Origin of the sequence: Celeribacter halophilus, assembly GCF_900114135.1 — a bacterium.
Classification (GTDB): domain Bacteria; phylum Pseudomonadota; class Alphaproteobacteria; order Rhodobacterales; family Rhodobacteraceae; genus Celeribacter; species Celeribacter halophilus.
Genome location: NZ_FORY01000008.1, coordinates 156,546 through 177,895, shown reverse-complemented (window position 1 = coordinate 177,895; position 21,350 = coordinate 156,546). Strand labels below are relative to the sequence as shown.

Here is a 21,350-nt window from a genome sequence, read left to right as displayed (position 1 = left end):
CCCGAATGGGCTGCATCTCACATCGAAAAGGACACGCCGCAGCCGCAAGAGGAGCTTGCATTCGGGTTGTCGATCACGAAACGCGCGCCGATCAGTTCTTCGGTGAAGTCGATGGTGGCGTTCTCCAGAAAGGGCAGGGAGACCGGATCAATCACCACTGTGCCGCCGTCACCGGAGAGCACCACATCGTCTTCGGCGGGGGTGTCGAGGGTGATGTCATATTGAAATCCCGAACATCCGCCGCCTTCGACAGCGACGCGCAGCGCCTTGTCCTCGCCGGTTGCGGCGTTGATTTCGGCCAGACGTGCATAGGCACGAGGGGTCACTTTCGGGGGCAGAGTAAGAGCCATGATGTCGATCCCGGGTGTTCAGGCTGAAAAAACAGCAGATTAATGCGAAAAAGCGGCGTCATCTGTTTGTCGCCGGATGCTGTGCACAATATAGTTGTGGAAAACACAGGCGACAAGGACAGGGGTGAAGATACCTCTGAAACAGGCAGATGATGAAACCTTATGCAAGCCAGCCCAACGACACCCGCGGGCGGCTCTACCCCGAGGAACTGTCAACGTTCCGCTCCCCGTTCCAGCGTGACCGCGACCGGATCATTCACTCGTCGGCCTTCCGACGGCTGAAACACAAGACGCAGGTCTTTGTCGAACATGAGGGCGATTACTACCGCACGCGGCTGACCCACTCGATCGAGGTGGCGCAGGTGGCGCGGACCATGGCGGGCGCTTTGGGGCTGAACGAGGGGCTGGCCGAAGCGGTCGCCCTTGCGCATGATCTGGGACATTCGCCTTTCGGACATACGGGCGAGGATGCGCTCGAACTGTTGATGGCGCCCTATGGCGGGTTTGACCACAATGCGCAGGCGCTTCGGATCGTCACCAAGCTGGAAAAGCATTACGCGACCTTCGACGGGCTGAACCTGACATGGGAGAGCCTTGAGGGCATTGCCAAACACAACGGGCCGATTGTCGGGCCCTATGCGGATAAAAAGAAACATCCCGAAGACGCGCCTCTGCCCTATGCGCTCAAGGAGGTGAACGACCTGTTCGACCTTGAGTTGCACACATTCGCATCCGCCGAGGCGCAGGTGGCGGCGATTGCCGATGACGTGGCCTATAACCACCACGACCTGCATGACGGGCTGCGCGCAGGGCTGTTCACCGCCGAGGATTTGATGGAACTGCCGCTTACGGGACCGGCCTATGAGGAGGTGGACCGCCTCTATCCGGGGCTTGAGCGCAACCGGCGCGACCATGAGGCGCTACGCCGGATTTTCGGCTATATGGTCGAGGATGTGCTGACCATTGCCACCAACCGTCTGGAAGCGGCCAAGCCGGAAACCGCGCAGGACATTCGCGACATGGACCGGACGATCATCCGGTTTTCCAAACCGTTCTTCCAGAACCTCAAGGCGATCAAGTCCTTTCTGTTCACCCGCATGTATCGCGCGCCGTCCGTGGTGCGGGAGCGCCAGCGCGTGACCCATATGGTCAACACGCTCTTTCCGTTGTTCATGGAAAAGCCGGAGCTTTTGCCCGAAGAATGGCGTCATGAGGTGGAAAACGCGCAGTCGGAGACGGAACTGGCGCGGATCGTGCTTGATTATGTCGCCGGGATGACCGACCGTTTCGCCATTCAGGAATATGAACGACTTTGCGCCTGATGCGTTTGAGTATTTGAGGCACAAAGGAAACCGCAGGATCTGCGGGGGAGCGGGATATGGCGACAGAACAGTTGACGGGCTTGGGTCCGGTGGAAGCCTTTGCTCTTGTGGGCGCACTTGGTGTCGGATCGCAATGGCTCGCGTGGCGGCTGAAACTGCCCGCGATTGTGCTGATGCTGGCCGCCGGTCTCATCGTCGGCCCCGCATTAGGGCTGCTCGATCCGCAGCGCGATATTGGCGATCTGGTGCAGCCGCTGATTTCTCTCGCGGTGGCGGTGATCCTGTTTGAGGGCGGGTTGACCCTTGATCTGCACAAGCTGGGTGATGCGCGCAAAGGTGTGACACGTCTGGTTCTGATCGGCGCGCCTTTGGGCTGGTTTCTCTCTACATCGGCGCTGCATTGGGGCGCAGGGCTGGGCTGGGAGGCCGCGACGGTGTTTGGCGGCATTATGGTCGTCACTGGCCCGACCGTGATTGCGCCGTTGCTACGGCAGGCCAAGCTGCAAAAACGGCCCGCAAACCTGTTGCAATGGGAGGCTATCGTCAACGATCCCGTGGGAGCTTTGGCGGCGGTGCTGGCCTTTGAATTTGTGCTTGTGGGGCGCGAGGCGGAGAGCTTGCCGGATGCATTGCTGCAACTGGGTGTCGGGATCGCCATTGCCATGGCCGTGGGCATCGCGGCGGGAGCGGCGATTTCCTACACGTTCCGCCGCGCCTATGTGCCGGAATATATGAAAGTGCCGGTGCTGTTTGCCACGCTTCTAGTGACCTTTGCTTTCCCGAATATGATGCTGCATGAAAGCGGGCTTTTGGCGGTGACGGTGATGGGGCTGATCATCGCCAATGCCGATCTGCCGTCTTTCGAAGAGCTGCGCCGGTTCAAGGAACATGCGACGGTGCTTCTGGTTTCGGGCGTGTTCATCCTTTTGGCCGCCTCGATGGATTTCGCCTCCTTGGGACAGCTGACATGGCGGGCGGGGCTTTTTGTGGCCTTGGTGATCCTCGTGGCGCGTCCTGTGACCGTTTTGGTCTCGCTCATCGGGACCGGACTGCCACGCAACGAGAAGCTGCTTATCGCACTGACGGGGCCGCGCGGTGTGGTGCTTGTGGCTGTGGCGGGGCTTTTTGGCGAACGGCTCGCTGCCAACGGGGTGAGCGATGGCGCGGTTGTGGGGCCTCTGGCCTTTGTGCTGGTGCTGACGACGGTGGTGTTGCATGGATTCACGCTGGCGCCTCTCGCGCGGCGCTTGGGGCTTGCGTCCAAGGGCAAGCCGGGGGTGCTGATCCTTGGTGGATCACGGTTCACCACGGCTTTGGCCCAAGCGCTCAAGCGCGAGGAGGTTCCGGTGTTGATCGCTGATCCGAACCACGCGCGTTTGGTGCGTCCGCGCGCGGCGGGGCTGCCGGTGTTTTACGGAGATATTCTGGGCGAGGCTGCGGAAGACAGTCTTGAAGTTCTGTCCTATGCCACGCTCATCGCGGCCACGGAAAATGATGCCTATAACACGCTGGTGGCGACAGATTTTGGCTCGGAATTCGGGCGCGATCAGGTCTGGCAACTGGCCCGTGTCAAAGGCGAACGCGCGCGTCATGCGCTGCCGACGCAACTGGGCGGGCGTCCTTTCGGGGCGGGCAAGACCTATGGCGAGTTGGACGAGTTGATGCGTCAGGGCTGGAAGCTCTCCGTCACGCAACTGTCCGAGGATTACGGCTTTGACCAGTGGAAAGAGGACCGGCCCAACGCCATGCTTTTGGGGCGGATGAGTGCGGACGGGGTGTTCAAGCGCTTTCTGCCCGAAGATGCCGAGCTTTTGTTTCCGGCGCGTGCGGAGGCTCTGATCAAGGATCTGCCCGAAGACCAGCGCGAAAGTGCACGCGAGGCCCTCAAACGCCGCCGCACGGAACTGCGGGTGAATACCGCACGCGGGCGGATGAGCCCCGGTGTGAAACTCGTGGCGCTTGTGCCGCCGGAAGATCAAACCTCCAAACGTGTTGAATGAGCAAGCCCCGTTGACGTGGCGCACCTGCGTGGTAAACCCGCGCAGGACTGACAAAGAGAGACATCATGAACCTGTTCGCCGATATCCGTAGCCTTGTGATCGACAGCCTTAATGCGATGAGCGCCGAGGGTGTTTTGCCCGAAGGATTGGAATTTTCCAATGTTGCGGTGGAGCCGCCGCGTGATCCTTTGCATGGCGATATGGCGACCAATGCGGCGATGGTTCTGGCCAAGCCTGCCAAGATGAAGCCGCGCGACATTGCCGAGAAACTGTCCGAGAAACTTGCCGCTGATGCGCGGATCGAGACGGTTGATGTGGCCGGTCCCGGTTTCATCAACCTGCGTCTGTCCGAGGCGGTCTGGTCCGGTCTTGTGGAGACTGTGCTGACCACCGAGGGTTTCGGACGCTCGACCTTGGGGGCGCAGAAAAAGGTCAATGTCGAATATGTCTCCGCCAACCCGACCGGTCCGATGCATGTGGGCCACACGCGCGGCGCGGTGTTCGGGGATGCTCTGGCCTCGCTGCTGGATTTTGCGGGCTATGACGTGACCCGCGAGTATTACATCAACGATGGCGGCGCTCAGGTCGATGTGCTGGCGCGTTCGGTGTTTGAACGCTACCGCGAGGCCCACGGGCTGAGCCCCGAGATTGCAGAAGGGCTTTACCCCGGTGACTACCTTGTGCCAGTGGGCGAGGCGCTCAAGGAGAAATACGGCGACAGTCTTCTGGACAAGCCGGAGGAAGAATGGCTGGCCGATGTACGTGTCTTTGCCACCGATGCGATGATGGCGATGATCCGTGACGACCTGAAGATGCTGGGCGTCGAGATGGACCGGTTCTTCTCCGAAAAATCGCTCTACAATACTGGGCTGATTGAAACCGCGATCAAGGAACTGGACGAAAAAGGTCTGATCTATCGCGGCGTTCTGGAGCCGCCGAAAGGCAAAATGCCGGAGGACTGGGAGCCGCGTGAGCAGACGCTGTTCAAATCCACCGCCCACGGGGATGACGTGGACCGCCCGATCCAGAAATCCGACGGGGCATGGACCTATTTCGCGCCGGATATTGCCTATCACTATGACAAGGTGAAACGCGGCTATGACGTGATCATCGACGTCTTCGGTGCCGACCATGGCGGCTATGTCAAACGGATGAAAGCGGCCGTGTCTGCCCTGTCGGATGGCAAGGTCGATTGCGATATCAAGCTGATCCAGTTGGTGAAGCTCTTCAAAAACGGCGCGCCGTTCAAAATGTCGAAACGGGCGGGCACCTTTGTGACCCTGCGCGATGTGGTCGAGCAGGCGGGCAAGGATGTGACGCGCTTCATCATGCTGACGCGCAAGAACGACGCCTCGCTGGATTTCGATTTCGACAAGGTTCTGGAGCAGTCGAAAGACAACCCTGTGTTCTATGTGCAATATGCCCATGCGCGGATCTGTTCCGTGCTGCGCAAGGCCGAGGCGCAGGGGATTACGCTCTCCGATACGCCGCGCTTTGACGACTCCGCGGAGATTGCCGTTGCGCGCAAGCTGGCCGACTTCCCGCGTCAGGTGGAAATCGCCGCGAAAGGCCACGAGCCGCACCGGATCGCCTTCTATCTCTATGATCTGGCTTCCGACTTCCATGCGCTGTGGAACAAGGGCAATGAGAACGAGGCGCTGCGCTTCTTGCAAGACGATGCGGAACTGTCGGCGGCAAAAATTGCCCTACCGCGTGCCGTGGCCGTTGTGATTTCTGCCGGACTTGCTATCCTTGGGGTAACTCCGGCTGAGGAAATGCGTTGAGTTTCAAACGTATCGACCAGAACTGACCGGAACCCCGGGAGGGGCCGCATATCAAAACGAGGGCGAAGACCTTCAAGCGGCCTCTCAAGAGCAGATGATAACCCGCAGAAAACAAAGCGGGAAATGTATGAGGCAAAGAGGATGCAGGACGTTTTTAACGGCCCCGGTCAAGGCTATGCGCCAGCGCAGGATCGTGGCACCACTTCTCGTGAACATTATTGGCAACGCGCGGAGCCACAGGTGACGCGCACGTCGGATTATGAGGCACAAAGCCATCCGAATATGGCGGGCGCACCGGATGCGGACCGTTTGTTTTCCAAGGAAAATGTGCACTTTTCGCCACAGTCTGCCCCGCAGGCCGGCGCGGCTATGGGTCATGAAACGCAGGCTCCGCAAGCGGGCTATCAGGCGGCTCCGGCCTATGTCTACGACACGCAGGATATTCCGGAGATGGAAGGTGCTACACGCCCCCAACTCGGGCCCGCACAACTGGGCGGAGCGGTGATCTCGCTGGTGCTGATCCTAGGTCTGGCCGTTTGGGGCTACAAGCTCATGGTGCGCGATGTGACCGGTGTGCCGGTGATCCGCGCACTCGAAGGATCGGCACGGCTCCTGCCGGAAGATCCCGGCGGGCAGCTTGCCATGCATCAGGGGTTGGCTGTCAACTCTGTCACGGCCGATGGCTCCGCGGCTGCGCCTGCGGATCGCTATGTTCTGGCCCCTGCGGCCCCGTCGCTGACCGACGAGGATCAGCCGGTGTCGGCGCTGCAGCCTGTGCTCTCCTCCTATGAGCCAGCATCGGATGCCTTTGCCGTTGAACCCGCGCCGGACACGTTGGAGCAGGTCGCGGTGGCCGAAGACCCGCTTGAACTGGAGGCGGTCGAAGAGGTCGCGGCCAATGTGCCCGACACGCTCGACGGGGCAAATGTGATGACCTCCCCGATCCCGAAACCGCGCCCTGTCAAACTTGCTTCTCTGGCGACACGGACGGATTCCGCCAGCCTTGACGGTGTTGCCGGTGACATTCTGGCTGCTGTCGGTGCGGTCAATGAAATCAGCCCGAACGAGGTGCCGGATGGCGCAAGCCTTGTGCAATTCGGGGCGTTTCAATCCGAAGATATCGCGCGCGGCGAATGGGAGCGGTTGAGCGGTCGTTTTGAAGACCTCATGGAGGGCAAGACCCGTGTGGTGGAACAGGCCGAAAGTGGCGGCAAGACCTTCTACCGTCTGCGTGCCTACGGCTTTGCCGATGCCTCTGATGCGAACCGTTTCTGTGCGGCGCTGACCGCGATGAACGCGGCCTGTGTGCCGACGATCAAGCGTTAAGACATGGGGCAGGGTGCCTTTATCTTCGGCTGCGAAGGCGTAACGCTGTCTCCTCGTGAGGCGGCGTTTTTCCGTGAGGCGCAGCCTTGGGGCTTTATCCTCTTTGCCCGCAATGTAGACACGCCTGAACAACTCCGCAGCCTCACAAATGCGCTGCGCGAGGCCGTGGGCCGCGATGCGCCTGTGCTGATGGATCAGGAGGGGGGCCGTGTCCAGCGGATGCGTGCGCCCCATTGGCGGGAGTTTCTGCCCCCGTTGGATCAGGTGCAACAGGCAAGAGACCCTGACCGCGCTCTGTGGATCAGGGGACGGTTGTTGGCCGAAGACCTGCATCGCGTGGGCATCGACGTGAACTGCGCACCGGGACTGGATGTGGCCCGCGAAGAGACGCACCCCTTCCTGAAGAACCGTTGTTTCTCCGAAGATCACGGCATGGTTGCCCGTATGGGCCGCGCCTTGGTCGAGGGCATGGCCGCAGGTGGCGTGGCCCCTGTGATGAAACACCTGCCCGGACACGGTCGCGGCACGGTGGATAGCCACAAGGGACTGCCCCATGTGTATGCAACTCGGGCGGAACTGGCGGAGGATTTCGCACCGTTCGAGGCTCTGAGCGATCTGTCCATGGGGATGAGCGCACATATCATTCTGGACGCCATCGACCCGCACCGGCCCGCCACACAAAGCCCGAAGGTGATTGACCTGATCCGCGACGAGATCGGCTTTGACGGGCTTTTGATGACCGACGACATTTCGATGGGTGCGCTTGACGGCACGGTTCTGGAACGTGCTCAGTCAGCACTTGCGGCAGGGTGTGATATGGTTTTGCATTGCAATGGCGATCTGGCCGAGATGGAGCAACTCGCGCATCTGGGGGTGATGTCTGAGAAGGCGCAGAGCCGCGCGGATCATGCCGCCCATACGCGCCCGAGCTATCAGCCCATTGACATCACCGCTCTGGCGGATGAGTTTTCCTGAACGTAATTTCTGGGCACAACCCGTAAAGGCAACCAATGGCCGACTCCGATCAATTCGAGATCAGCGATGTATTAAGTGTCGAGGAACGCCTCGCCGCCGAAGCTCTGATTGTGGATGTCGACGGGTTCGAAGGGCCGTTGGATCTTTTGCTGCAACTGTCGCGCACGCAAAAGGTCGATTTGCTGAAAATCTCGATCCTGCATCTGGCGCAGCAATATCTGGTCTTTGTGGAGCGGGCGAAAGAGCTCAGGATCGAACTGGCCGCTGATTATCTGGTGATGGCCGCCTGGCTGGCCTTTCTGAAATCGCGCCTACTGTTGCCGCCTGATCCGAGCGACGGAGGCCCCTCCGGCGAGGAACTGGCCGCGCATCTGGCCTTTCAGTTGCAACGTCTGGAAGCCATGCGCGACGCTGCCGCCAAGCTCATGGCGCGCGACCAGAAAGGCCGCGACTTTTTCCCGCGTGGCATTCCCGAAGAGGTGCAGCGCAAGCGCAACGTCACCTATCGCGCGACGCTTTTGGACCTGATGCAGGCCTATGCCCGCGTGCGCACAAAGGACGAATTCCGCCCCTTTGTCATGGACCGCGAGGCGATCCTGTCGATGGAACAGGCGCTGGAGCGGATGCGGGGGATGATCCCTTACGCGCTGGACTGGGCCGATCTGTCGTCTTACCTGCCGGAAGGCTGGGAACTGGACCCGAAAAAACGCCGTTCTGCCACCGCCGCGACCTTTGCGGCATCGTTGGAACTGGTCAAACAGGGTCAGGTCGAATTGCGTCAGGGCGGCACATTCGCCCCCATCCAGATCAAAGCCCGTCCGAGCGGAACATCACGGAGTTAGCATGGCTGAAACTGACCAAAAGGTTGAACACGTCGAGAGCCTGTTCGAGGCCCCGCCTCTGGCCGAGCAGGAACGTATGGTCGAAGCGGTGCTGTTTGCCTCTGCCGATCCGGTGACGCTGGCTGATCTGGCGGCGCGGATGCCGCATGGTTGCGAGCCGAGAGCCGCGCTTGATCTGTTGCAAAAACGCTATGAGGGGCGCGGGGTGCGTGTGGTGCGTGTCGGTGATGCATGGGCCATTCGCACGGCGCCGGACCTTGGTTTTTTGATGCAAAAGGAAACCACGGAGACGCGCAAACTCAGCCGCGCGGCCATCGAAACTCTGGCGATCATCGCCTATCACCAGCCTTGCACCCGCGCCGAGATCGAGGAAATCCGTGGCGTCTCCGTGTCGCGGGGCACTCTGGACCAGTTGATGGAACTGGAATGGATTCGCTTTGGCCGCCGCCGAATGAGCCCCGGTCGCCCTGTGACCTATGTGGTGACGCCGGACTTCCTTGACCACTTCGGTCTTGAGAGTGCGCGCGACCTTCCGGGCGTCAAGGAATTGCGCGCTGCGGGCCTTCTGGACAGTCGCCCGATGCCGGGGGATGGTGATCTTGGGGACGGGGACGAGGAACAGGATGATCTGTTCGAGGACGAGTCCTGAGACCTTCACGCGCATGTGTGCCGCACCTGTGTGCGAAAGCCTTTCGCCACGCCTCCGGGAATGTGATATGAAATACGGGCAACAGGCAGAGGCATAGTGACATGAATCTCGACAGATTGATCAACATGGTCATCAACCGCGTGATCCGCACCCTTGTGAGCAAAGGGGTGAACAAGGGGATTGATGCGGGCTCCTCTGCGCTGGCCAAACGGCGCACACCTGCGCGCGGCGAGGATCTTTCCGACAAAGATCAGGCGAAGCGGACGCAGGATCAGGCCCAGATGTCCTCGCAAGCCAAAGAGAGCGCCAAACGCGCCCGCAAACTGGCCCGTATGAGCCGGAGAATCGGCAAGTTCTGAAGCGCGTTTGCGGAAGCTTCGGCTTACGGACGTGGCTGCGTCGGTAGATTACAGTCCGCGAAAATGTTTAGAGAGTTTGAGCCCTTGCCCCTGATAATTCGACGCAAGATCAGCACCGTATAGCCGGTCGGGGCGGCTTTGCATCTTTTCATAGACCAGACGCCCGACGATTTGCCCGTGTTCCAGCACAAAAGGCGCTTCGTGGCAGCGGACTTCAAGCACGCCGCGTGCACCTGCGCCACCTGCATCCACATTGCCGAAACCGGGGTCGAAGAAACCGGCGTAATGCACACGGAATTCGCCCACCATCGCCAGATAGGGGGCCATTTCGGCGGCATAGTCGGGCGGGATATGCACAGCCTCGCGACTCACAAGGATATAGAACGCGCCCGGATCAAGGATGATCTGGCCGTTTTGGGCATGGATCGGCTCCCAATATTCCGCCGGATCGTAATGGCCGATGTTGTCGAGGTCGATCACGCCCGTATGCGGCTTGGCCCGATAACCGACGAGATCACCCTCAGCGGGCTTCAGATCGACAGAGAACCCCAGCCCCTGATCAATCACGGCGGGCCCATCGACCAGCGGGGTACTCTCGTGCAGCGCCATCAGCGCGGGATCGGTGAGCACGGCCTGTCCGTCGCGGAACCGGATCTGGTTGAGCCGCATACCGGGGCGGACGAGCACGGAGAACGACCGTGGGCAGATTTCGGCAAACAGCGGGCCGTCATAGCCCGGAGCTATGCGGTCGAATTCGACGCCTTCATCGGTGATGAGGCGGGTCAAAAGGTCCAGCCGTCCGGTCGAGCTTTTGGCATTGGCCACGGCCTGAATCCCGTCGGGCAGGGCCAGCCGCTCCATCAGGGGCACGACATAGACGCAGCCTTTTTCCAACACTGCGCCCTCTGTGAGATCAATCTGGTGCATCTCGAACTCTTCGAGACGTTCGGCCACGGTGCGGCCCTCTCCGGCCAGAAAGGAGGCCCGAACCCGCCATGCCCGCGCTCCGAGACGCAGATCAAGAGAGGCGGGTTGCACCTGAGCGTCAATCACAGCCGGTTCGGCAGAAATCTCGCCGCGTGTGAGCATGTCGCGAATGGCATGGTCGGCCAGTACACCCATTGTCGTTCCTCCACCCTGATTGCGGGCACCTTGCGGGGTTTTCACAGAATGGCAGAGGCTTAACGCAAAACCGCCCGCAAGCCCAGAGGGTTGCGAGCGGTTTTGAGGTGTTGTTGGTCGGGCTAGCAGGACTTGAACCTGCGACCTTCCGTCCCCCAGACGGACGCGCTACCAGACTGCGCTATAGCCCGACGTGGACACGTTAAATAGAGATTTCCGTGGCGGGGGCAAGTGCTATTTTGCGAAAAAGACACTGAATTTGGAATAAGCTGCACGATTGCGTTCAACCGGCCAGACGCGCCCGCAGCGTTTCGATTCGCGCCACCAGTGCGGTGATCTCATCTGTCGGCATGGTCATCAGTTTGCGATGATCAAGCTGCCCCAAGACACTGGCCGCAGGGGTGATCTCGGGCGCGGTGTCCTCAGGGTCGTCCGGCAGATCAAGTGCTGCTCCCAAGGGCAGGCGTTCCGGTGTGGCGGGGGCCTCGGCCTCTGTGGGCGCGGCAAGGGGGGCGTCGGCGGGCAGCTCGGCCTCGTCCGTCTCCACCAGAGTCGGATCGGGGTCGTGATCCGCAAAGGACTCGCTCAGGTCGAAGTCGAAAGTCGCTTGTTCAGCCATTGAGTCCGCCTCATCCGCTTCGGAACTGTCTGTCATATCGAACAGCGATTCGGTCATCGCCTCCGACTCATATGTGCCTGTTTCGGCTTCATCCATCGCGATCGGCATTTCGGACGGATCATGCGGTTCCGGCTCTGTTGGCGCGGCAGTTGCGGCAATCTCGTCTGTGGTGGGTTCTGTGGGCGTGGTCTCTTCTAGGTGAGCCGTGAATACAGGCGCTTCTGCAACTTCGACCTCTGCGACCACCGCCTCTGCTGCAACCTCAGGCGCGTCAGATTCGGGCTGCGCCTCGGCGGTGTCCGGAGATACAGGCTCAGAGCGGGAAAAGGGGACAATGGTCTCTTCAGGCAGCTCTGCCTCGTAGTCCTCTTGGGATACCATTTCGGCCATCGGCGCGGGTGGCACAGGCGTGCGCACGGGGGCAGGTTCCGGCTCTTGTGCTGTTTCTTGTGCAGGTTGGGCCGGTTCGGGCGGCGTTTCCACGACAGCAAGCTGCACAGGTTCGGACGGTTTCGGCGTCGGGGGAATCGGGCTGTTCGTCACAGGCGGGGCGGTGATCGGCTCAACCCCCTCGATCACAGGGGAGAGCGAGGCGACATATTTAACCCCGTGTTCGCGCAAGAGTTTTTGCACGCCACGAATGGTCATGCCATCGTCATGTAGCAGCTTCTTGATCCCGCCCAAAAGCGCCATGTCGGCAGGGCGGTAATAGCGTCGCCCGCCCGCGCGCTTGATGGGTTTGACTTGGGTAAACCGGCTCTCCCAAAAGCGCAGCACATGGGCCGGCGTGTCAAGCCAATCGGCAACCTCGCTGATTGTGCGGAAGGCGTCCGGTGATTTATCCATTTAATATCAAGCCTTTAGGTGCAGTTTACGCTTTATTGCCTTCGGCCACCCGATCTTTCATCAGGTGCGACGGGCGGAAGGTGAGGACGCGGCGCGCCGGAATAGGGGCTTCGTCGCCGGTCTTCGGATTGCGGCCGACGCGTTCGGATTTTGAGCGCACGGAAAAGGTGCCGAAAGATGAAATCTTGACGGTCTCGCCTTCGACGAGGGCATCGGAAATATGCGCCAGCACACTTTCGACAAGGGCGGCGGATTCATTGCGGCTCAGACCCACTTCACGAAATACAGCTTCGCTCAGGTCCATACGTGTCAAAGTCTTGCTCATTTGTCTCCCCCTTTTGGACGGTTGAGGTGAGAGTGGCAGTTTGCAAAGCCCCCGTCAATATCAATGACTTGGGCGGGGCTTTTGACGCGCGGGAAGCCGCCCTTGGACCGTGACCGGTTACCAGCGGATGACAATCGCGCCCCAAGCCAGCCCGCCACCGATGGCCTCGGCCACACAGATGTCGCCGGTCTTGATCTGTCCGCGTTCCTTGCCGACCGACATGGCCAGCGGAATCGAGGCGGCGGAGGTATTGCCGTGATCCTGCACGGTGACAACCACCTGATCCATCGCGTGCCCGAGCCTTTTGGCCGTGCCTTCGATGATGCGGATATTGGCCTGATGCGGCACGATCCAGTCGATGTCCTGCGTGGTCAGCCCGGCCTTGCCGATGGCGGTCTCAGCGGTGGAGGCGAGTTTTTGCACTGCCTGACGGAAGAGCGCATTGCCCTGCATCCGCAGTTTTCCGGCCGTGCCGGTGGTGGAGACACCGCCATCGACATAGAGCATGTCTTTGTAATTGCCGTCGGAATTGAGATCGACAGACAGGATGCCGCGATCTTCCGGTGTGCCTTTGCCCTCTTGTGCCTCAAGCACCAAAGCGCCCGCGCCATCACCAAAGAGGACGCATGTGGAGCGGTCGGTCCAGTCCATGATGCGGGAGAAGGTCTCTGCGCCGATCACCAGAACTTTCTTCACCTGACCGGAGACGATCTGGGCGTTGGCATTGGAGAGCGCATAGATAAAGCCCGCACAAACGGCCTGCACGTCAAAGGCAAAGCCGCAGGACATGCCCAGCTCTTTCTGGATCATCGTCGCCACAGAGGGGAAGGTCAGGTCCGGCGTCGAGGTGGCGACGATCACGGCGTCAATCTCGCTGGCGTCCACACCCGCATCGGCAAGCGCGGCTTTCGCGGCGGCAGTGCCCATCATGGAGGTGGTTTCGCCTTCTTCCGCGAAATGGCGGCGCTCGATTCCCGTGCGCGTTCTGATCCATTCGTCGGATGTGTCGAGAGTTTTTTCGAATTCTGCGTTTTCGACCACGCGTGCGGGGAGGTAGTGACCCACGCCGGTGACGACTGCCCGGATTGTCATGGCTTTGAGCCTTATGTTACTTATGACGTTGGGTCATTTTGCGCCGAGGCGTCGGCGGATGCAACCCGTGCGGCCAAACGTTCGGTGAACCCTGTGGAAGCCAGTTCATAGGCCAGTTTGATTGCGGCCGAGACGCCGGTGGCATCAGCGGAGCCGTGGGATTTGACCACTGTGCCTTTGAGGCCGAGGAACACCCCGCCATTCACGCGTCGCGGATCGATTCGTTTCTGCAAGCGTTTCAACGAGGTCAGCGCCAGAAGGGCGGCGACGCGGGACAGAGGCGTGGCCTTGAAGGCCTCCTTGAGGAAATCACCCACAAGTTTTGCCGTGCCTTCGCCGGTTTTCAGCGCGATATTTCCGGTAAACCCGTCGGTGACGATGACATCAACCTTGTCACCGGGAATGTCTCCGCCTTCGACGAACCCTTTGAAGTCATATCCACCGATGCCTGAGGCATTGGAGATCAACTCATTGGCGTCTTTCAGTTCGGCGCGGCCTTTGTGTTCTTCGGTGCCGACATTCAGCAATCCGATTCGCGGCAGATCCAGCCCCAAGCCATTGCGCGCATAGGAGGCGCCCATCATGGCATATTGCAGCAGATCACGCGCATCGGCACGAATATCCGCGCCCACATCCAGCATGACATTGAACCCCTGCGCATTGCGCGAGGGCCATAGGCAGGCGATGGCGGGGCGGTTGATTCCGTCGAGCTTGCGCAAGCGGATCATCGAGGTCGCCATCAACGCTCCGGTGTTGCCACAGGAGACACAGGCCTGAGCCTCGCCGTTTTTCACCGCATCAATCGCAGAGCGCATTGACGTGTCCGGTCGGCGCATGGCCTGACTGGGTTTTTCATCCATAGTGACGACCCCGGGCACATCGCGAATCTCGATGCGATCGCGAAGGATGCGCCGTTTGCGCACAAGTTTGTTCAACTCGGCAGCAGGGCCGTGCAGGATGAAATGCAGCGCAGGGTTTTTGGATGCAGAACGCGCAATACCGGCGACCACGGTCGCCGGTCCACGGTCGCCGCCCATAGCGTCAACCGAAAGCGTGACTTTGACGCCTGCACGTGCACCGAGCCTACCTTTACGTTGTGCCTCGGTCTCCGCAGAAGCGGCAGACATCGGATCAACTGAGGGCGTGGGCTCGGTCATGTGTCAGACGTCGTAAAGCGAAGCTTATGCTGCGTCTTCGTCGAGATCGATCTCGTCGGCTTGTGCGACGACTTCACGATCATCGTAATGGCCGCAAGCACCACAGACGTGGTGGGGGCGTTTCAGCTCGCCACAGTTCGGGCATTCAGCAGGATTGCCTGCAACCAGCGAATCGTGTGCGCGGCGCATGTTCCGCTTGGAGCGGGTAATCTTATTCTGAGGGACAGCCATGTCTCAACCTCGGTATCAAAGGGCAAAAGGTTCGAAAACCCGTGCCGCAGGTGGGCGGGGCCGGGGCCCCAATTTATCTCCGGGCCTCATGCCCGGCAAAACTTTGGCGCTTCATAGGCTTTCGCGGGCAGCGTGTAAACCATGGTTTTGCCATGGCATTCCGTCTGCGCCAGACGCGACAACATTCGTGGAAGCGAGGCCGGGAACATACTCGGATTTTGTTTTCGTGCAAGTCTTTTGTTTTTGCCGTGTTTATCCGGTGTTTTGCGGTGGTTTTCCGGCCTTTCGGGGCGGGTGTGTCCCGCCCGCGCAGGTTATTCGCCGTCTTTTTGCAACTTGTCGCGCAGAGCTTTGAGGCTGGCAAAAGGTTTGGTGTCCTCGTCGGTCATCGCCTCCTTGCCAGATTCGGTGAATTGCGTCACCGCGAGCTCGGCGCCTTCGACTCGCGGATAATCCGGTGCCGCCAGTGCCAGCTCTTCTTGTGCCACGGTGGACAGATGCAACGCGACGGGCAGAGGCTCTGCGTCATCTGCGGGCATTTCAATTTCTTCTTCCTCGGTATCCTCTTTGAACTTCGCGAGGTAGCTGCGGGTCACATCCGCGTCGATCCGTGTTGTCACAGGCGCGAGTGTGGCTACGCAGGGCTGGACCACCGTAGCCCCCAGTTTTCCCTCAAGGCGCCAGTCACGTTTGCCGACGGGAATCATCTTGCCCTCGAAGGACAGTTTCTTCACGGAAGACAGGCCAAGCGTGGCGGCCATTTCTTCCATATCCTCGGATGTGGGTACGAGGCGGAACGGATGCGCATGGGCGTCCGAAAGATCACGCAAGCGCAATTCCGCCCCCCAGCTTGTCAAACCGTCATGTCCCATTGTCGATGTCTCCTTGAACGTCGGGCCCTGTTTCTATAAGCGGATAAGAGGCGCAGGCTCACAAGGCAAGAGGGGGCACATGTCCGACCGCATTTTCCCGCAAAAGACCGCAACAGGGGTCTTATCCTGGGTCTCCACTCTGGCGAAAGCCGTGTTGGGGCTGACCCTTATCCTGTCTCTGACGGCCTGCGTGGCGCAGTTCCGCAATCACGGCTATGTGCCGTCCGCGGAGCAACTGGCGCAAATCTCTGTCGGGGTCGATACAAAAGAGACCATCAAGGACGAGATCGGCACGCCGGGCACAGAAGGTATTCTGGACAGTTCCGCATGGTATTACGTCCGCTCGCAATTCCGCCATCTGGGCGCGTTCGAGCCGAAAGAAGTGGACCGTCAGGTTGTGGCCATTTCTTTTGACGCTCAAGGGCGGGTCAGCAATGTCGAGCGCTTCGGGCTTGAGCAGGGTCGTGTGGTTGTCCTGTCGCGTCGCGTGACGGATGATGGGGTGAAGGGCATTACATTCCTCCAGCAGCTCTTTGGCAACCTTGGCAATGTCTCTGCGGAGCAGTTGTTGCAGTAAGCTTTGTATTTTACGGATTTGGAAAAACCGCGCATGGGAAGCCCCACGCGCGGTTTTTTTGAGTATTTGGACCATCAGAAAGCCGCCCGCGTGGTCTATGTGGGCGGTGGATGTGTTTAGTCTGCGTCTTTGGGCACGAAGCGCAGAGACACGCCGTTGATGCAATAACGCATACCGGTGGTCTCGCGCGGACCGTCGGGGAAGACATGGCCCAGATGCGCGCCACATTGATCGCAATGCACTTCTGTGCGGATCATTCCGTGGGTGGTGTCACGTGTTTCGGCTATGGGGGCATCGTCTTTGACTGCGTCGAAGGCGGGCCAGCCGCAATGCGATTCGAATTTGTTTTCCTGTGCAAACAGTTCCGCACCACAACAGGCGCAGGTGAAAACGCCGGGGGTTTTCGGGAAACCGGGATGGGAGAAGGGGCGCTCGGTGCCCGCCAGACGGGTCACCCTATAGGTTTCCGGGTCCAGTTCCTCGCGCCATTGGGCGTCGGTTTTCTCTATTTTGGCCATATGGTGTCCCTTTTGCTTTCGGTTGACCTCAGTCGCATTGGAGCTGCGACAGGGGATGAGTTTGCAGGCCAGACCATACCGAAGTCATGGCCCAAGGTCTTGACCCGCCCTGCTGTGTGCCCGCACATATGCGGTTCGGGTCGTGCGTGTGTGGTTTTAGCACAGTTAGGCGGCATTTGGCGCGAGGCAAGGCGTCAAGAAACCGTCATAACTTGCAGGCATGAAGGGGCTACCCATATTCTATAGGGACAAGAAAAGGACTCATAGCGATGTTCAAGCTCCTGAAAGGCCGTTACACGGCGCGCTTTGCCGAGACCCGTGCCGATGTCGAGGCGGCGCAACGTTTGCGTTATCTGGCTTTCGTGGCAGGCACGGGCGCGGTTGCGCGTGAAGACGGGCTTGAGGCCGATGATTTCGATGCTTTGTGCCGTCATGTGTTGATCGAAGAACGCAAGACGGGGCGGCTGGTCTGCACCTATCGCTTTCTGGACCTCGAAGGCGGGGCGCAAATTTCGCAAAGCTATTCAGCGCAGTTCTACGGGCTTGAGGGGCTTGCGGGATATGAGGGCCGGATGTTGGAGATGGGGCGTTTCTGCATTCATCCCGAGGTGAAGGACCCGGATATTCTGCGTGTGGCATGGGGGGCGATGACCCGCTATGTCGACGAGCAGGATGTGGCGCTTTTGTTCGGCTGTTCTTCTTTTCATGGCACCGAGTGGAAGGATCATGCCGATGCTTTGGCTATGCTCAAACACCGTCACCTTGGTCCCAAACGGTTCCTGCCGAAGGTCAAGGCCCCCAATGTATTCAAATACGCGGCGCGACTGCGGCGCAAACCGGATGCACGCCGTGCGATGCTCAAGATGCCGCCGCTGTTGAAGACCTATCTGATGATGGGCGGCTGGGTGTCGGATCATGCAGTGGTGGATCGCGAATTGAATACAATGCATGTGTTTACCGGCGTTGAGATCAAGGCCATCCCGCCTGCGCGCAAGCGGTTGCTGCGGGCGGTGGCAGGCTAACCTTTGCTCATGGCATATCCGTGCAACGGGCGGCTGTCGCGCGTCAGTAGGCTCGGGTTCCGGTCAAGCTGTCTGCCTTTTGCAACAGGGGCGCGAAACGATCTCTTTTTCATTGGTGAGATACTGGAAGCGGGGCGCGGTCTGTGAAAGACTCGCCGTGACCCCAGTTTGGAGCCGACAATGTTCAGAACCCTGAAAGCGCTTTTCACAAAAGCCGAGCCTTACGAGACGCCTTTGCCGGAGGCTGATGCGCAACATGCCATGGGCGCGCTCATGGTGCGGGCCGCGAAGGCCGACAACAAGATTCTGTTCGAAGAGTTGCAAGTGATCGATTCCATTCTCGCGCGCCGGTTCGGGTTGAACCCAGTCGAGGCGTCGAAAATGCGGGCGGCTTGCGAGAAGCTTGAGAAAGAAATGCCCGAAACGCAGGAAATGACCGCCATCGTGCGCAATGCCATCAGCATGGAAGAGCGCGAACGCACGCTGAAGGCGCTTTGGCAGGTGGTTTATGCCGATGGTGTGAAGCACGAAGAGGAAGATGTGCTTTTGCATCATATCGAAAAGCTGCTGGGCATTTCGAAAGAACGGGCAAAGGCACTCCAGTCCGAGGTGCGTGAGGGCTGAGTTTGCCGGCGCTTGACCTTTGCTACAGTGGCCTGTAGCGGGTCTTTATGGCACGCGCACCCGTATTACAGCTCTCCGATATTTCCCTCACCTTTGGTGGAGACCCCGTTTTTGACGGGCTCAACCTTGTTGTTCAGGAGGGCGACCGTGTCGCCCTTGTGGGCCGCAACGGGTCGGGTAAATCCACACTCATGAAAGTCATGGCCGGTCTCGTGGAGGCCGATCGCGGCAGCCGCGTTCTGGGGCCGGGGATCACAGTCGGCTATATGGAGCAGGATCCCGATCTGTCCGGCTTTGCCACTTTGGGGGATTTTGCCTCGTCCACCTTGGATCCGAGCGAGACCTATAAGGTCGATATGGTGGCCGAGGGACTCAAATTCGATCCGGAAACGCCGGTGGAGACCGCCTCCGGTGGCGAGCGTCGTCGTGCGGCCTTGGCGAAACTTCTGGCCGAAGCGCCGGGGCTGATGCTTCTCGACGAGCCGACCAACCACTTGGACATTGAAGCGATTGCATGGCTCGAAGAAGAGCTGCGCACCACGAAAACCGCTTATGTGCTGATCTCCCACGACAGGGCCTTTCTCAACCACCTGACCCGCGCAACCCTCTGGATTGATCGCGGTGCGGTGCGGCGGCAGGAAGAGGGCTTCGCGGCGTTCGAGGCGTGGCGTGACAAGATCTGGGAAGACGAGGATATGCAGCGCCACAAGCTGGATCGCAAGATCAAGGCCGAGGCGCGTTGGGCGGTCGAGGGCATCTCGGCGCGACGCAAGCGCAACATGGGGCGCGTCCGTGCCCTGCAAGACCTGCGCTCCGAACGTGCCAGCCAGATCCGGCGTCAGGGCACGGCGGCGATGGAATTGGACGTTGCGGAGAAATCCGGCAAGCGCGTGGTCGAGGCCGAGCATATTTCCAAGACCTTTGGCGACAGGGTCATCGTGCGTGATCTGTCCATCAAGGTGGCACGCGGCGACCGGATTGCTTTTGTCGGCCCCAACGGCGCGGGTAAAACCACGGTGTTGAAAATGCTCACAGGCGAGATGGAGCCCGACACAGGCACCGTCAAACTGGGCACGAAACTGGATATGGCAGTCTTTGACCAGACCCGCTCCAACCTGCGCGATGATCTGACCTTGTGGGAGGCGCTGATTTCCGACAAGGACATGCGCGTGTCGGGCAAGGCCGATCAGGTCATGGTGCGGGGCACGCCGAAGCATGTTGTTGGATATCTTAAAGAATTCCTCTTCACCGATGCACAGGCCCGCGCGCCGGTCTCCTCGCTTTCGGGCGGTGAGAAGGCGCGGCTTTTGCTGGCGAAACTGATGGCGAAACCGTCGAATCTTCTGGTGCTCGACGAGCCGACCAACGATCTCGACATCGAAACACTGGACCTGTTGCAGGAAATTTTAACGGATTTCGAGGGCACGGTTCTTCTGGTCTCGCACGATCGTGATTTTATCGACCGTGTGGCGACGCAGACCGTGGCGATGGAGGGCGATGGCGAGGCTGTGGTCTATGCGGGCGGCTGGACAGACTACCTGACGCAGCGGGGCGAGCGTGCCAAGGCGCAGGCAGGCAAAGCCAGCCAGAAACCGGCGCAGAAATCCGGCAAGTCGGAGGCCAAGCCGCAAGCGGAGAAGGCAAAATCCGGCCTGTCCTTCACGGAAAAACACCGGCTTGAGGCCCTGCCAGCGGAGATTGCGCGGCTGGAAGCAGAGATCGCCAAACTGGCTGATCTTCTGGCCGATCCGGAGCTGTTCACACGCGAGCCGGTGAAGTTCCAGAAAGCCACTGAAATGCTGACAGAGCGTCAGGCCGCTCTCGATGCGGCGGAGGAAGAATGGCTTACGCTCGAGGAGAAAAATTCCGGCGCTTGAGGGCGCCGTTTTTTTGCTCTACGGTTGTGTGAGCCAATTTTTGCCAACGGACTCCAGAGGTTCGGCAGGATTTGACCGATTTAGGAAACCTCACGGTTTCCTCACGCGAGCGTGACCTCTGACCCTCTGTTTTTTCGGAACAAATTCTCTATCTGCCTTGTTGAGATGTCGATGATGGCATCACCTCAAGAACGAGGCATACAAGGAGAAAATGATGAAACGTTTCGCAACCCCCGCGCTGGTACTTGGCGCATTCGCCCTGACCGCTCCTGCATTCGCTGGCGGCTATTCCGAACCGGTTGTCGAGCAGCCTGCAATCGCGCCTGCGCCTGTGGCGATCATGACCGATACAGATTGGACGGGTGGTTACGCTGGTGCGACTCTCGGCTACGGCTGGGGCGATGACGCGCTCGATGACGCCGACGACATGACTTACGGTGTGTTCGGCGGCTACAACTACGACTTCGGCCAATTCGTCCTCGGTGGCGAACTTGAATACCTCGGCTCCGATATCGAAACCGGTGCTTCCGAGCTTGAAGACATGACCCGCCTGAAACTGCGTGCTGGTTATGACGCAGGTCCGGCTCTGATCTACGGTGTGGTCGGTGCGGCCTATGCCAATGCAGACATTGATGGCGTGTCCTATGATGACACCGGTTACACCTATGGTCTCGGCGTGGACTATGCCGTGACGGATAGCGTCAATGTCGGTGCCGAACTGCTGCAAAACGAATTCGACGGTTTTGACGACAGCGGTTCCGATCTTTCGGCCACGACTTTAGGCGCCCGTGTGTCGTTCAAATTCTGATCTGACACGCGTCTGACTTCCGTCGGACATTTGTCTGGCACGGACAGGGCAAC

Annotated in this window: 22 protein-coding genes and 1 tRNA gene; 13 read left to right on the top strand and 10 right to left on the bottom strand. The window is 59.8% G+C overall.

Annotation, left to right across the window (positions count from 1 at the left end; genetic code table 11):
• Nucleotides 1-17: 17 nt before the first annotated feature.
• Nucleotides 18-350: a HesB/IscA family protein gene (locus tag BM152_RS10585; RefSeq protein WP_066599780.1), complete on the bottom strand. Its 333-nt coding sequence runs from the start codon at nucleotides 348-350 to the stop codon at nucleotides 18-20.
• Nucleotides 351-499: 149 nt separating this feature from the next.
• Between BM152_RS10585 and BM152_RS10580 the strand changes: the two genes are divergently transcribed.
• The 8 genes from BM152_RS10580 (at nucleotide 500) to BM152_RS10545 (ending at nucleotide 9,607) form a co-directional block, all read left to right on the top strand.
• Complete coding sequence (locus BM152_RS10580) at nucleotides 500-1,672, top strand: deoxyguanosinetriphosphate triphosphohydrolase (protein WP_066599782.1); 1,173 nt, start codon at nucleotides 500-502, stop codon at nucleotides 1,670-1,672.
• A 56-nt stretch (nucleotides 1,673-1,728) separates the two neighbouring features.
• On the top strand, nucleotides 1,729-3,672 hold the full coding sequence (locus BM152_RS10575; protein ID WP_082715281.1) for a cation:proton antiporter: 1,944 nt from the start codon (nucleotides 1,729-1,731) through the stop codon (nucleotides 3,670-3,672).
• 65 nt (nucleotides 3,673-3,737) lie between these two features.
• Nucleotides 3,738-5,456 carry an arginine--tRNA ligase gene (gene argS / locus BM152_RS10570; RefSeq protein ID WP_066599786.1) on the top strand — a complete coding sequence of 573 codons (1,719 nt, stop codon included), beginning with the start codon at nucleotides 3,738-3,740 and terminating at the stop codon, nucleotides 5,454-5,456.
• 141 nt (nucleotides 5,457-5,597) lie between these two features.
• Nucleotides 5,598-6,782, top strand: coding sequence for an SPOR domain-containing protein (locus tag BM152_RS10565; RefSeq protein ID WP_066599789.1), 1,185 nt, complete (start codon nucleotides 5,598-5,600; stop codon nucleotides 6,780-6,782).
• Nucleotides 6,783-6,785: 3 nt separating this feature from the next.
• The gene (gene nagZ, locus BM152_RS10560; RefSeq protein ID WP_066599792.1) at nucleotides 6,786-7,757 is read left to right on the top strand and encodes a beta-N-acetylhexosaminidase; all 972 of its coding nucleotides are present in this window, start codon (nucleotides 6,786-6,788) and stop codon (nucleotides 7,755-7,757) included.
• A gap of 35 nt (nucleotides 7,758-7,792) precedes the next feature.
• Complete coding sequence (locus BM152_RS10555; protein WP_066599794.1) at nucleotides 7,793-8,599, top strand: segregation and condensation protein A; 807 nt, start codon at nucleotides 7,793-7,795, stop codon at nucleotides 8,597-8,599.
• A 1-nt stretch (nucleotide 8,600) separates the two neighbouring features.
• Nucleotides 8,601-9,248 (top strand): SMC-Scp complex subunit ScpB, encoded by a 648-nt coding sequence (gene scpB / locus BM152_RS10550; RefSeq protein ID WP_066599797.1) that lies wholly within the window; start codon nucleotides 8,601-8,603, stop codon nucleotides 9,246-9,248.
• 101 nt (nucleotides 9,249-9,349) lie between these two features.
• Nucleotides 9,350-9,607 (top strand): hypothetical protein, encoded by a 258-nt coding sequence (locus BM152_RS10545; RefSeq protein ID WP_066599799.1) that lies wholly within the window; start codon nucleotides 9,350-9,352, stop codon nucleotides 9,605-9,607.
• Between the two features lie 48 nt (nucleotides 9,608-9,655).
• On the opposite strand, the gene BM152_RS10540 is transcribed toward BM152_RS10545, so the two are convergent.
• The 8 genes from BM152_RS10540 to BM152_RS10505 form a co-directional block, all read right to left on the bottom strand.
• Nucleotides 9,656-10,729 carry a 2'-deoxycytidine 5'-triphosphate deaminase gene (locus BM152_RS10540; RefSeq protein ID WP_066599800.1) on the bottom strand — a complete coding sequence of 358 codons (1,074 nt, stop codon included), beginning with the start codon at nucleotides 10,727-10,729 and terminating at the stop codon, nucleotides 9,656-9,658.
• A gap of 114 nt (nucleotides 10,730-10,843) precedes the next feature.
• Nucleotides 10,844-10,920, bottom strand: a tRNA-Pro gene (locus BM152_RS10535).
• 92 nt (nucleotides 10,921-11,012) lie between these two features.
• Nucleotides 11,013-12,194, bottom strand: a complete 1,182-nt coding sequence (locus BM152_RS10530) for a MerR family transcriptional regulator (protein ID WP_074914170.1) — start codon at nucleotides 12,192-12,194, stop codon at nucleotides 11,013-11,015.
• A 25-nt stretch (nucleotides 12,195-12,219) separates the two neighbouring features.
• Nucleotides 12,220-12,519, bottom strand: coding sequence for an integration host factor subunit alpha (gene ihfA / locus BM152_RS10525; protein WP_066599804.1), 300 nt, complete (start codon nucleotides 12,517-12,519; stop codon nucleotides 12,220-12,222).
• Between the two features lie 117 nt (nucleotides 12,520-12,636).
• Nucleotides 12,637-13,611 (bottom strand): beta-ketoacyl-ACP synthase III, encoded by a 975-nt coding sequence (locus BM152_RS10520; protein ID WP_066599807.1) that lies wholly within the window; start codon nucleotides 13,609-13,611, stop codon nucleotides 12,637-12,639.
• Nucleotides 13,612-13,631: 20 nt separating this feature from the next.
• A complete protein-coding gene (plsX, locus tag BM152_RS10515; protein WP_066600285.1) occupies nucleotides 13,632-14,738 on the bottom strand; it encodes a phosphate acyltransferase PlsX in 1,107 nt (368 codons plus the stop codon).
• A 54-nt stretch (nucleotides 14,739-14,792) separates the two neighbouring features.
• Nucleotides 14,793-14,999, bottom strand: coding sequence for a 50S ribosomal protein L32 (gene rpmF, locus BM152_RS10510; protein WP_066599808.1), 207 nt, complete (start codon nucleotides 14,997-14,999; stop codon nucleotides 14,793-14,795).
• A 314-nt stretch (nucleotides 15,000-15,313) separates the two neighbouring features.
• Nucleotides 15,314-15,871 carry a YceD family protein gene (locus BM152_RS10505; RefSeq protein ID WP_066599810.1) on the bottom strand — a complete coding sequence of 186 codons (558 nt, stop codon included), beginning with the start codon at nucleotides 15,869-15,871 and terminating at the stop codon, nucleotides 15,314-15,316.
• 79 nt (nucleotides 15,872-15,950) lie between these two features.
• Here BM152_RS10505 and BM152_RS10500 point away from each other — a divergent pair, with 79 nt between their 5' ends.
• Nucleotides 15,951-16,448, top strand: coding sequence for an outer membrane protein assembly factor BamE (locus BM152_RS10500; RefSeq protein ID WP_066599813.1), 498 nt, complete (start codon nucleotides 15,951-15,953; stop codon nucleotides 16,446-16,448).
• Nucleotides 16,449-16,564: 116 nt separating this feature from the next.
• Here BM152_RS10500 and msrB read toward each other — a convergent pair whose 3' ends face one another.
• Entirely contained in the window at nucleotides 16,565-16,966 is a 402-nt protein-coding gene (gene msrB / locus BM152_RS10495; protein ID WP_066599819.1) for a peptide-methionine (R)-S-oxide reductase MsrB, read from the bottom strand.
• Between the two features lie 269 nt (nucleotides 16,967-17,235).
• On the opposite strand from msrB, the gene BM152_RS10490 reads away from it, so the two are divergent.
• The 4 genes from BM152_RS10490 to BM152_RS10475 all read left to right on the top strand — a co-directional run bounded on the left by BM152_RS10490 (nucleotide 17,236) and on the right by BM152_RS10475 (nucleotide 21,297).
• The gene (locus BM152_RS10490) at nucleotides 17,236-17,988 is read left to right on the top strand and encodes a GNAT family N-acetyltransferase (protein ID WP_066599820.1); all 753 of its coding nucleotides are present in this window, start codon (nucleotides 17,236-17,238) and stop codon (nucleotides 17,986-17,988) included.
• Between the two features lie 180 nt (nucleotides 17,989-18,168).
• Nucleotides 18,169-18,612, top strand: coding sequence for a tellurite resistance TerB family protein (locus BM152_RS10485; RefSeq protein ID WP_066599821.1), 444 nt, complete (start codon nucleotides 18,169-18,171; stop codon nucleotides 18,610-18,612).
• Nucleotides 18,613-18,659: 47 nt separating this feature from the next.
• Nucleotides 18,660-20,489 carry an ABC-F family ATP-binding cassette domain-containing protein gene (locus BM152_RS10480; RefSeq protein WP_066599823.1) on the top strand — a complete coding sequence of 610 codons (1,830 nt, stop codon included), beginning with the start codon at nucleotides 18,660-18,662 and terminating at the stop codon, nucleotides 20,487-20,489.
• Between the two features lie 214 nt (nucleotides 20,490-20,703).
• Complete coding sequence (locus BM152_RS10475) at nucleotides 20,704-21,297, top strand: outer membrane protein (protein ID WP_066599825.1); 594 nt, start codon at nucleotides 20,704-20,706, stop codon at nucleotides 21,295-21,297.
• Nucleotides 21,298-21,350 lie beyond the last annotated feature (53 nt).